This window comes from Methylocystis borbori (assembly GCF_036576025.1).
GTDB lineage: Bacteria > Pseudomonadota > Alphaproteobacteria > Rhizobiales > Beijerinckiaceae > Methylocystis > Methylocystis borbori.
In genome coordinates, this window is the sequence record NZ_JAZHYN010000015.1 from 32,722 (window position 1) to 45,000 (window position 12,279).

Sequence of the window (12,279 nt, forward strand, 5' to 3'; positions counted from 1 at the left end):
GCGTGAACGGTTGGTTGCCTTCAGCTCAAACGCTTGACCAAGTCTCGACCAAGCGACGCCACCGTTCGTCCCTTCATGAGCTCCATGAGAGAAATTTCGACGCCGAGCGTCGCTTTGACGGCGACCTGCAATTCAACCGCCATCAACGAGTCGATGCCCATCTCAGACAATTGAGCGTCGATGTCGATGCGTTCGCAGGGAATGCGGAGCGTTTCGCCGACGACGCGACGAAGAATGCCGACAACATGATCTCCGCGCTGTTCCGGCTCGATCTGAGCCAGTTCAGCGCGCACGCGGTCGATGACGCTGTCTGCCTCATCGCGGGCCTCGTTGACAAGAGGCGAGAACCGGGGCGCCGAACTCGCCGGATGGGTGGACGCCCACTTCGACCAGTCGACGTCGACGTAAGCGAATTGGGCCGTCCCCTTAAGCAGAGCCTCTCCCAGATCCTCAAGCGCTTCCTTGGAGGAAATCGGCTGGATGCCCGCGCGCGCAAGATGCTGCGCGACGGCCTTGTCGCGCGCGACCATCCCGACGTCGCCGATCGCGCCCCAGTTGACGCTTTGGCCGGGAAGGCCGAGCGTCTGGCGATAATACGCCAGCATGTCCAGGAACATGTTGGCGGCGACATAGTTTCCTTGCCCCGGGTTGCCGATGAGCGCCGAAATGGACGAAAAACCCAAGAAGAAGTCCAAAGGCGCATTCAGGCTCGCACGGTGCAGATGCCAGGCGCCGATCGCCTTGGGGCGATAGACCGCGTCGAACCGCTCGTCGGTGAGGCCCGAAAGCAAGGTATCGTCCAATACGGCCGCCGAATGCACCACGCCGCGCAGCGGCGGAAGCTCGCGGCTGATCCGCGCCATCATGGCTTTCACATCGGCTTCGACGCCGACGTCGGCGGCGATGCTCACGACGTTGACGCCCTGCTCTTCGAGCGCCGACACCGCGCGTTGCGCCTCGCTGGAGGCGGCGCCGCTGCGGCTGACGAGGACCAGATTCTTCGCCCCTTGCTGCGCGAGCCAACGCGCCGCATTCAAGCCGAAGCCGCTGAAGCCGCCGGTCACCAGATAGGTAGCGTTCGGCTGGATCAGCTTTTTCTCAACTTCCGCCGGCACGACTTCGACGCGCGCGGCATCGGCGAAGGAGAGGACGATTTTACCCGTTTGCTTCGATTGCGCCATGAACCGGAAGGCGTCCGGCGCCTCATGCAACGGGAAAACAGTCACGGGCGCGGGGAGGAATTCGCCCTTCTCGAAGCGGCGCCAGATTTGGGCGAGCAGATCACGGATCGCCTGAGGCTGTTCGGCCATCAGTCGATCGAGATCGACCGCGGCGAACAGGAGGTTCTTGTTGAAAGGCAGCAGCGGCAGGCGCCCGTTCTCGACGATGTCGCGCTTGCCAATCTCCACGAACCGTCCGAAGGGAGCCGTCACCTCCAAACTCTTGATGAAGGTCTCTCCCGCGATAGAGTTGAGGACGACGTCGACGCCCCGGCCTTCGGTTGCTTTCAGAACGCCGTCGGCGAATTCGAGGCTGCGCGAGTCGAAGACCTGCTCGACGCCCAGCGTGCGCAGATATTCGCGTTTGGCCGGGCTTCCCGCCGTAGCGAAGATGCGAGCGCCGATCCACTTCGCGACCTGGATCGCCGCGAGGCCCACGCCGCCGGCGGCGGCGTGAATGAGCACGGTTTCGCCCGCGCGCAGCCTCGCGATGTCGTGCAAGGCGTAATAGGCCGTCATGAAGATGACGGGCAGGCTCGCGGCCTCTTCGAACGTCAAAGACGACGGCTTGGGCATGGCGAGCACGTGGTCGGCGGGCACGCGCACATGAGAGCTGAACGAACCCTTGAAGGAGCCGACCAACTCGTCGCCGACCTTATAGGCCGTCACCCCTTCGCCGACGGCGGTGACGACGCCTGCCGCCTCCATGCCGAGTTCCGCGCCGTGGTAGGAGCCCTCCAGAGCCTTGGCGGGCAACATGCCGAGGACTTTGAGCACGTCCTTGAAGTTGAGCGCAGCGGCCTTGATTTCGACTTCGATTTCGCCCGCAGCGGGAGCGATCCGAGCGGCTTCGTCGAAGCGCAGGCTCTCCAGCCGGTTTTCGGCTCCTCGCGACAGGCGGAACGCCGGTACGGAGGCGGCGGAGACGGTGGCTATCTCGGCCTTGCCATCCTCCTCGCCGAGCGCGGACGCGCGGACGAGCCGCTGCACGCGCCGCTCATCGCCCCGCAGGGCGACCTCGGTTTCGGGACTCTCGCTGAGGATTTGCCGAGCGAGAAGACCACGATCCGCATCGAGGGGATCGACGTCCACGGCGGTGCATCGCAGATGTGGATATTCGCCCGCGATCGTGCGCGCCAATCCGATCAGCGGCGCGTGCGCGATATTCACCGTTTGCGCGCCGGGCAAGGGCTGCGCGAGCAACGTCACGACGAATAGTCTGGGCGAAGCGTCGTCCGCGTCCTGAAGCTCAAGCGCTTGCGCCACGCGAACGAGCCGCTTGGCGTCCGACAGATCGGTCACCGCATCGTCAGCGTTCGTATCCGATCGTCCCAGGAAGACGATGGCGCGAGGGTTCGCGTTTTCGTCAATCAGCTTGCGTGCGGCCGCGACGTCCGTAAGCGACTGCGCGTCTATTGTCTGGACTTTGGCTCCGAGCTCTTCGAGCGCCGTCGCCAAGTCTTTGCAAGACCCGGGATTGGCGGCAATGAGCAGGCAGTCGCCGGCCTGCTGATCGGCCTCGCTTAGCGGCTTGACCTCCCAAGCGAGCCCGTAGGAACGGCTTTCGAGCCGCTGCTTCGGCGTGAGCTTCGTCGTGTGGAGCGCCTTGCATCGGATGCCAAGGATTTCCGCTGCGACGCCGCCATCCGCGCGATAGAGAACGAGGTCGCCCTCGAACCCTTCCGAGGATTGATCGATCACGCGTCCATGCGCCCACAGCGGCGCGCCGGCGCCACTGTGGAAAACCACTCGACCCACGCCGACCGGCAGATAGGTCGATTCCTCGAGCTCGCCTTGGCCGATCGCGCCCACCAGCGTTTGAATGGCGCCGTCAAGAAGCGCGGGGTGAAGCCGATAGGCGTCAAGCTCGTCCGACGGGCCTTGAATGATCTCAAGCTCCGCCAGTATCTCATCGCCGTTCCGCGTCAGATTGCGGATCGTGCGGAAGTGCGGACCATAGGCCAGCCCGTGCGCCGCCAGCCGATCGTAAAGCTCGGCGACGTCGACCGACTCCCCAATTCTCTCCTTCACCTCGGCCAAAGACTCGGTTCCGCTCCGAGGCGGCGGCAAGGCGAGCACCCGGCCCATCGCGTTCAGCGTCCACGAGACGGACTCGTCGTCCGTCTGACTGTAGATGTGGAACTCCCTCAAGTTCCGATCGAAAGTGGCCCGAACGATCGGATCTTTGAGCGTTGGGAAGACGAGCGGCCGGAGGAAGGAGAGACCTTCCAGCGTGTAGCTGGCCTGTCCCTCGTCAAGAAGCGCCGCTATCGCCAGGCCCTGCTCGATATAGCCGGCGCCCGGAAAGACGATCGCTCCCTCGATCACATGATCGGCCAGATATGAAATCGACGGCCTGCCGAGATCATGCTCCCACGTCGGCATAGGCGACGACACCTTGCTTCCCAGCAGCGGGTGCTCCGTATGACCAAGTCGGTCGATCGCGGCGGCGTTCGTCTCGTTCCAATAAAGCTCCCGCTGCCAGGGATACAAAGGCAGCTTGACGAAGCGTGCGCCGGCGGGAGAAAGCGCCCGCCAGTTGACGTCGTAGCCGTTCACATAGAGCGCGCCGAGCCCGGCGAGAACCGTCGCCCGCTCAGGATGCTCGCGGCGCAAGGTGGCGATCGAAACGCCGCCTGCTTCGCTGGCGCGCAGAACTTCCTTGATCGAAGTCGAGAGCACAGGATGCGGGCCGACCTCGAGGAAGCCGCTCAATCCGTCGTTCACCATGGCGACCATCGCGTCGGCGAACAACACGGGCTCCCGCATATTGGAGCACCAATATTCCGCGCCCCAATCGGGACCTTGAACGAGCTGGCCCGTCACGGTGGAATAGAGCGGCGTGTGCGGCGTTTGCGGGCGAATCCCTTCCAGAGACTTCCGCAGCTCCGGCTTCAGCTCCTCCATCTGCGGGCTGTGATAGGCGACTTCCACCTCCAGGAATTTATTGAATATTTCGTCCTTGGCGAGACGCTCGGCGATCGACGCCAACGCTTCGCCGTCGCCAGCCAGCGTCACCGTCGAAACGCTGTTGATCGCCGCGATTGAAACCGTATCCGGATAGGGCTCGATCAGACGTTCGGCCTGCTCTCTATTGAGAGCGGTCGCCAGCATTCGTCCCTTGCCGGCCGCCAGCTGTTGAAGCCGGCTGCGGTGATATGAGACGGCGACGGCGTCCTCGAGGCTCAACGCCCCCGATATATAGGCGGCGCTCACTTCGCCGACGCTGTGGCCGACCACGGCCGCGGGATAGACTCCCCAGGAACGAAGAAGTTCGGCCAGAGCGACCTGCACGACGAAATTGGCGGGTTGCGCGATGCGTGTCTCTTTGACGCGCGACCGGCTTTTGTCCTCGCGCATTTCGTCGAGAATGGAGAAGCCGGCGAGCTTACGGAATAGCTCGTCGATCTCCTCCGCCGCCTTGCGGAAAACCGGTTCGCTCTCCAGCAATTGCCGGCCCATTCCCCACCACTGGGGGCCCATACCGGTAAACACAAAAACGGGTCGCGATTCGGCGCGCCGCGCCGATTTGCCCTGAACGACGTGATCGCTGTAGCCGTGCGCGGCGAATTGCTCGAGCTCCGTCGCCATTTCGGCGGCCGAAGCGGCGACGACGCTCAGTCGGCATTCATGGGCGGAGCGTCGAATGCGCGCCGCATGGCAAATATCCTCAAACGCCGCGCGTTTGCCGCGCGAGAGCACCTGCGCATAGGAGCGGGCGAGCGCGGTCAGCACTTTGGGATCGCGGCCCGAAAGCAGGAGGATCTGCTCTCCCGCCGATCCATCCTTTTTCTCCTCCAACGGCGGCTTCTCGATGCGCTGAAGCACCACATGCGCATTGGTGCCGCCGAAGCCGAAGGAGTTAACCCCGCAATAAACCTCTTGATCCTCCTCCGACAGCGGCTCGAGGCTTGTCGCCAGTCGAATGCCGAGTTCCTGGAAGGGAATTTTTGGATTGGGATTCTGCAGGTTGGCTTGAGGCGGCACCGCCCCTCGATCAAGACAGAGCGCCGCCTTGATAAGGCCGGCGACGCCAGCCGCCGCTTCGAGATGGCCGATCGTCGATTTCGCCGAACCGATCAGACAGGCCTCGTCGGCGTCGCGTCCCGCGCCAATCGTGCGTCCAAGAACGCCGGCTTCGATGGGATCGCCCACCGGCGTCCCCGTGCCATGCGCCTCGACGTAGCGCACGTTGCTGAACGGCACGCCGCTTTGCGCGTAAACACGGCGGATCAGCGCTTCCTGAGCCACCGCGCTCGGCATTGTGATGCCGTCGGTGCGCCCGTCCTGGTTAACGCCCGTGCCGCGTATCGTCGCGTAGATGTGATCCCCATCTCGCACGGCCGCGGCATAGGGCTTGAGAAGGACCACGCCGGCGCCCTCGCCGCGCGAATAGCCATTGGCGCGTTCGTCGAAACTCTTGCAATAGCCGTCGGGCGCCAGGAAGTGGCCCTTGCCCATGATCATCGGATACTCGGGGCGCAACATGACGTTCACGCCGCCCGCCAAGGCCATCGACGCATGACCGCGCCAGATATCCTGGCAGGCGAGATGCACGGCCACGAGCGACGACGAACACGCCGTATCCACCGAAAGGCTTGGGCCGCGGAAGTCGAAGAAATAGGACAGGCGATTCGAGAGCAGCGTCATCAGCGCGCCGGTGCCCGAATGCATGCTGATATTTTCCCGATTGAGCGGACTCAATTGATCAAGCATGCTGTCGAGCGTAAATCCGCCGATGTAGACGCCCGTTTCGGAGCCGGCGAGCGTTTCCGGAACGACGCCAGCGTCCTCCATCGACTCCCACGCCACCTCCATGAGCAGTCGCTGCTGCGGGTCTACGTGAACCGCCTCACGCGGCGATATATTGAAGAACGCTGCGTCGAAGCGATGAACCGCCTCGTCGAGAAAGCCGCCCTTGCGGGTGTAGATCTTGTTCGGCTTCTCTGGATTCTCGTTGTAAAAGCGGTCCAGGCTCCAGCGGTCGTTCGGCACTTCGCGGATCGCCGGCTGTCCGGAGACGAGAAGGTTCCAATATGCGTCGGGGCTATTGGCCCCCCCAGGGAAGCGGCAGCCGATTCCGATGATCGCGATCGGCTCCATTTCTCCGCCGTCATCAGCGCGAAATCCCGACTCCTGAAGTTTCTGATTGCGTTCGTCCATAGCATGACTCTTGCAGATATGACCGTTGGGGAACCTTCGTTCTTAAACGCGCGAACGCGGCGCGATTTCAAACCAAGCGATTTGTATTTGGCCGGCAAGGATCAATTACTTGAATCGTCAACAGATTTTGTGGTGCTGAACGCATTGGACACATACTTGTAACAATTGGCGTCACGGGGCACCCTCGTTTTTCCGGTTGAACAAATATTAGGCGCGTGGGGGAAGGTTGCATTGCAGCATATTGGCTATTCGATGGCCTCTCGCAAGTCAACATGTATTTATATAGGTACCGTCGGCATTGCCAGAGTTAACAAAAGTAGTGACAAATACAGTAGGTAAACTCCAAAAAACGCTGAGCAAATCAGCATTTAGTTGTAACACTCGGACCCACTGTTAATTGATGCGTCGACCGCAGGCTGTTGAAAATTCGCCGGCCCGTGGGACCTCTCCGCGAATTTTTTTTTGCGTTGATCGCGAAGAATGAATCTACGTCGCGGAAACGTGCGATCTGAATCGCGCGCGACATAAAAAAAAATAACTGTCGCCGGACGGCGCGCTCGACGCTTCGGCGGAGCGCGTTCACGTCCCGCCCCGAGATGTCGAGACGTCATTCGGCGAGCGTGGCGACGATTCCTTCGACGGCTCTGATCCACGAACGCGAGGCCGGGGTAAAGCGGAAAATGAAACGCGGATGCCGACCAAACCGTCGCATAGCGTTGGGATGTTTGTGCGTCGTTCGGCTATCCACGCGCAAACGCACAAACTTTTCCGCCGGGACATCCGCTTCGATCGCATGAAGAAAATGAATGCGCGCTGGACGCCGATCCACGTCGGATGCGCACGACGACCTCGTCCTCGAAAATTTCGAGCGCGGCGAACAGCGTCCTCACGCTGTGGCGTCAGTGGTCAGCGGCAATCGCGCCCGCGCGGCCTGAAAGCTTTGAGCGCCTTAAAGCTAGGCGCCACGCTGACATGAGATATCCCATTCCGCGCTGCGCCCATGAATCGAACCGCTTCAGCGCGATCGATGACGTGAAAGTGGGCGAGCGTCATGACGCGGTTCTTGTCGAGCGACGGCTGGAATAAGAGTCGAGCCCACAACGTCTTTTTGGCTGATAGACGTAGCGTCTGAATCGCCATGCCGATGAGGCTGCGCGTCATCAAAACCTTCTGTAAACCACATCGAAATCGAGCGACGCATACAAGGAGCTCGGTCAGAATCTCTGTGCTATTTTTGCCACGTCATCAATATAAGAACTGAAACAGGTACAGCCTGTCATGCCGCCCATTGGCATTCAATTTTCCTCGGACTAAAAGCATAAGCGAAATGATCATCGTCAAGCCGACGTGATCGCTGCTGAAAAGTGACAGTGGGCGTCCATGAAGTTCTTCGGCACACATACGATTGTTGCGGCAGGTGCATTGCTCGCATTGACATGCGCGCGGACCGCTACCGCTGAAACGATTTCATCGGCGCTCGCTCGGGCCTATTCGGAAAATCCTGATTTGAACGAACAGCGCGCCGACGTGCGCGCGCATGACGAAGACGTCTCAGGCGCCTGGGCTGGACTGCGTCCCAACGCCAATATCCAGGCGAACGTCTCGACGCAGAGTTCGAATCTAAAGATTCCCATACGACTCCCTGTGCTCAATCAGCGCGTCCCTTACACTTTCTCCGATACCTATACTGGATATCCACGCGGGGCGACTTTGAACGTGTCGCAGCATGTGTTCGACGGCGGACGCACGGAGAATTCGGTGCGTCGCGCTGAATCCGGCGTCTTCGAATCGCGCGCGCTGATGCAGCTTTCCGAGCAGGAAACATTGCGCAACGGCGCGACAGCCTTCATGGACGTGTTGCGCGATGCGGCGATCCTGTCGCTGCGCAAAAGCAACATCGCCGTGCTCAATCTGCAATTGCACGACACCCAGAAGCGCTATGAATCCGGAGACGTGACAAATACCGACATCGCGCAGAGCGAAGCCTCCGTCTCTCATGCGCGCTCGGATTATTTCGCCGCCGAGGCGCAACTAAAGAGCAGTTCAGCCGTTTATCGGCAGATCATAGGCGTCGAGCCGAAGCGCCTCGAGCCCGCCTCCTCGATCGAACGGATGTTGCCCAATTCGGTAAAGGAAGCGATTGACATCGCGCTTCTCGAACATCCCGCCGTCGTCGCGTCCTTGCATCGAGTGGACGCCGCCGAATCGGCGGTTAAAGTCGCCGAGGGCTCGCTTTTGCCGACTCTATCGGTAAATGCGCAAGTATCGCAGCAATACGATTCCTTCCTAGGTTTGCCCGGCTCGCGACAATTCGCAGCCGGCGTCGGAGCCGCATTGAACGTTCCCCTCTATCAGGGCGGCTCGGAATATTCGTCGATCCGCAAGGCGAAGGAGATACGCGAAAAGGCGCGGCTGAACGCCGATGCGCAGCGCGCGCGCATAAGAGCGAATGTCGTCACGAGCTATAGTCTCCTCGACACGGCGAGGTCTCAGATCAAGTCGGATGAGGCGACGGTGAAGGCGGCCGAACTCGCGCTGAAAGGCGTTCGCGAAGAGGCGCAAGCGGGTCAGCGCACGACGCTCGACGTGTTGAACGCGCAGCAGACGCTGCTCAACGCGCGCGTCAATCTGGTGATTTCCCAGAGGGACCGAGTTGTCGCCTCTTATGCGGCATTGGCTTCGATCGGCAGGCTGAACGCCGAAGCGCTCAATCTCAATGTCGCGCGATATAACCCCGTCGTGCATTTCGAGCAGGTCAAGGACAAGTGGTTCGGAGTTAGCACGCCCGACCAGTGAACATTCGCCGCCACTCTGTCGAATCGGTCACCTGAAGCCTGCATCAAGGTTTCATGCCCGATTGTTTCGCAATTATCGCTGACGTAGCGCGCGCTATGGCGAGGCGATAATTGCCGCTGGTTAGATTTATGCTTTACGTAAACGGGCAAAGCCCACCGCCCGTCCTAAAAAAAGATCTTTAACAGCGTCGCCTTCTTTTCGCGGAAGGCGACAAATGGCCCGAGAAGGGTCCTTCTTGAGCGCTTCCTGGATGAAAACGGCAAGACCGTCCACGCCCTTGCGCATGTCGGCGTAGCCCAGCCCCAAATGCGCCTTGACGCCCGCTGAAACGATCATCATGGCGCAATCTTGCCGCTTCCCACATGCGTTCGAGCGGGGTCGGGGTCGCCGCCAATAGGAGCGAAGACACGCGGTCCGTCGCGCAATTCGACAGTCGCCATCCCGTCTGGAGCCGGCCCAAGGGTCTACAGAAGACGCGCCGCCGCCGCGTCGTCCGGCGGCGGCCCCGGCGCAAGCTGCGCGCGCTTTTCTGGCGCGAGGCCGAACTGCGAGCGCCAATGGAATAGCAGTCGGGTGACGTTCCCGTGCCTTCCTGCGATGGATGAGTCGCTTACACCCGGCCGATCGGCTTCCAGCGCGATCGCGAGCTTCAGTTCGTCACCAAAGAAGCGCCCGTGCGGTCGCGGCGGAGCCGAACAAAGCAGACGAAATAGCTTGAGGCTCGCAAAGCCAAGTTGGAGGGATCCCGGCTAAGCGGAGGAACCGCCGCCGCTCCTGCATCCAGAAATGGCCAGCTACTACCGCGATCAAGTTGCCGCCCCGTGTTGACGTTTTGCGAGACGAAACCGAGGCCAAGCGGCTTAAGGCCGGCGAGGTTTTCAAGTCGCGGGTCAATCGTCCCCCGAGGGACGACGAACTGCTCATCGATGTTCGAGGCGATCTTTCCGGGGTTTTTGCGGTTCCTCAAAACAAAAACCCCGGCTGGGGAAGCCGGGGTTTCGCAAATTGAGTTGGTTGCGGGGGCAGGATTTGAACCTACGACCTTCAGGTTATGAGCCTGACGAGCTACCGGGCTGCTCCACCCCGCGCCAAAACAAAAGAGCAGCGCGGCGTGAGCGGCGCTGCTCGGAACTGTCGAATGAGAGGAAACGATGCGCTTCGCAGGCCTGGCGACGACCTACTCTCCCAGGTCTTGAGACATAGTACCATTGGCGCAGAAGCGTTTGACGGCCGAGTTCGGGATGGGATCGGGTCTGATCGCTCCGCCGAAGGCCACCAGGCCGGCGAAACGCATCGTCGAAGCAAATGGAACTTTCTCGTCTGGCCCAAGCATGGGCGTCGATAAATGAGAGCGATCAAGCCGATCGAGCTATTAGTACCGGTAAGCTGAACGCGTCGCCGCGCTTACACACCCGGCCTATCAACGTGGTCGTCTTCCACGGCTCTCAAGGGAGAACTCGTTTTGAGGTGGGTTTCCCGCTTAGATGCATTCAGCGGTTATCCCGTCCATACATAGCTACCCTGCACTGCGGCTGGCGCCACAACAGGTCCACCAGAGGTATGTTCATCCCGGTCCTCTCGTACTAGGGACAAATCCTCTCAATTCTCCTACACCCACGGCAGATAGGGACCGAACTGTCTCACGACGTTCTGAACCCAGCTCACGTACCACTTTAATCGGCGAACAGCCGAACCCTTGGGACCTTCTCCAGCCCCAGGATGTGATGAGCCGACATCGAGGTGCCAAACAACCCCGTCGATATGGACTCTTGGGGGTTATCAGCCTGTTATCCCCGGCGTACCTTTTATCCGTTGAGCGATGGCCCTTCCACGAGGGACCACCGGATCACTATGACCGACTTTCGTCTCTGCTCGACTTGTCTGTCTCGCAGTCAGGCAGGCTTATGCCATTGCACTCGACGACCGATTTCCGACCGGTCTGAGCCCACCATCGCGCGCCTCCGTTACTCTTTGGGAGGCGACCGCCCCAGTCAAACTGCCTACCATGCGCTGTCCCGGCCCCGGATGACGGAGCGCGGTTAGACATCCATGACGATAAGGGTGGTATTTCAAGGATGGCTCCACGCGAGCTGGCGCCCACGCTTCAAAGCCTACCACCTATCCTACACATGCCGACACGAATGCCAGCGCAAAGTTACAGTAAAGGTGCACGGGGTCTTTCCGTCTGACCGCAGGAACCCCGCATCTTCACGGGGAATTCAATTTCACTGAGCTGACGTTGGAGACAGCGGGGAAGTCATTACGCCATTCGTGCAGGTCGGAACTTACCCGACAAGGAATTTCGCTACCTTAGGACCGTTATATTTACGGCCGCCGTTTACCGGGGCTTCAATTCAGAGCTTGCACTCCTCCTCTTAACCTTCCGGCACCGGGCAGGCGTCAGACCCTATACGTCATCTTGCGATTTCGCAGAGCCCTGTGTTTTTGGTAAACAGTTGCCACCCCCTGGTCTGTGCCCCTCCGATCCGGTTGCCCGAACCGAAGGCCTCCTTATCCCGAAGTTACGGAGGTAAATTGCCGAGTTCCTTCAACGTCATTCTCTCAAGCGCCTTGGTATACTCTACCTGTCCACCTGTGTCGGTTTCGGGTACGGTCTAATGCAGGGGCTATTTCCTGGCGCCGCCAGGCCGCCCGGACAATCCAGTAAGTCCGAACGACTTTCGCAACGCGTCACCACCTGCTGGCCCACGAATATTAACGTGGTTCCCATCGACTACGCCTTTCGGCCTCGCCTTAGGGGCCGGCTAACCCTGCGAAGATTAACTTTACGCAGGAACCCTTGGACTTTCGGCGACACTGTCTTTCACAGTGTTTCTCGTTACTCATGTCAGCATTCGCACTTCCGATACCTCCAGGACGCCTCACGGCTATCCCTTCGACGGATTACGGAACGCTCCGCTACCGCTTGCCTTACGGCAAACCCAAAGCTTCGGCTCGTGGCTTGAGCCCCGGTACATCTTCGGCGCGAGAACCCTTATTTAGACCAGTGAGCTGTTACGCTTTCTTTAAAGGATGGCTGCTTCTAAGCCAACCTCCTGGTTGTTTTGGGATTCTTACATCCTTTCCCACTTAGCCACGA

General features: G+C 60.4%; 4 protein-coding genes, 1 tRNA gene and 2 rRNA genes (1 of these 7 only partly in view). 1 reads left to right on the forward strand and 6 read right to left on the reverse strand.

Annotation, left to right across the window (positions count from 1 at the left end; all coding sequences use genetic code 11):
* Nucleotides 1–20: 20 nt before the first annotated feature.
* Both V3H18_RS07025 and V3H18_RS07030 read right to left on the reverse strand, forming a co-directional pair.
* A complete protein-coding gene (locus V3H18_RS07025) occupies nt 21–6,383 on the reverse strand; it encodes a type I polyketide synthase (RefSeq protein WP_332081275.1) in 6,363 nt (2,120 codons plus the stop codon).
* 906 nt (nt 6,384–7,289) lie between these two features.
* Nucleotides 7,290–7,544, reverse strand: a complete 255-nt coding sequence (locus tag V3H18_RS07030) for a P-loop NTPase family protein (RefSeq protein ID WP_332081276.1) — start codon at nt 7,542–7,544, stop codon at nt 7,290–7,292.
* A 219-nt stretch (nt 7,545–7,763) separates the two neighbouring features.
* Between V3H18_RS07030 and V3H18_RS07035 the strand changes: the two genes are divergently transcribed.
* Entirely contained in the window at nt 7,764–9,179 is a 1,416-nt protein-coding gene (locus V3H18_RS07035) for a TolC family outer membrane protein (RefSeq protein WP_408631768.1), read from the forward strand.
* A gap of 126 nt (nt 9,180–9,305) precedes the next feature.
* Here the strand turns inward: V3H18_RS07035 and V3H18_RS07040 are convergent, their stop codons facing one another.
* The 4 genes from V3H18_RS07040 to V3H18_RS07055 form a co-directional block, all read right to left on the reverse strand.
* On the reverse strand, nt 9,306–9,518 hold the full coding sequence (locus V3H18_RS07040) for a hypothetical protein (protein ID WP_332081277.1): 213 nt from the start codon (nt 9,516–9,518) through the stop codon (nt 9,306–9,308).
* A 672-nt stretch (nt 9,519–10,190) separates the two neighbouring features.
* Nucleotides 10,191–10,267 (reverse strand) — tRNA-Met (locus tag V3H18_RS07045).
* A gap of 76 nt (nt 10,268–10,343) precedes the next feature.
* Nucleotides 10,344–10,459 (reverse strand): 5S ribosomal RNA (gene rrf, locus V3H18_RS07050).
* Nucleotides 10,460–10,530: 71 nt separating this feature from the next.
* Nucleotides 10,531–12,279: ribosomal RNA gene (locus V3H18_RS07055) — 23S ribosomal RNA — on the reverse strand (it continues 1,069 nt past the right edge of the window).

Coding starts and splice junctions, on each gene's coding strand:
- V3H18_RS07025 (WP_332081275.1), bottom strand. CDS start 6,383: ATGGACGAACGCAATCAGAAACTTCAGGAGTCGGGATTTCGCGCTGAT.
- V3H18_RS07030 (WP_332081276.1), bottom strand. CDS start 7,544: ATGACGCGCAGCCTCATCGGCATGGCGATTCAGACGCTACGTCTATCA.
- V3H18_RS07035 (WP_408631768.1), top strand. CDS start 7,764: ATGAAGTTCTTCGGCACACATACGATTGTTGCGGCAGGTGCATTGCTC.
- V3H18_RS07040 (WP_332081277.1), bottom strand. CDS start 9,518: ATGATGATCGTTTCAGCGGGCGTCAAGGCGCATTTGGGGCTGGGCTAC.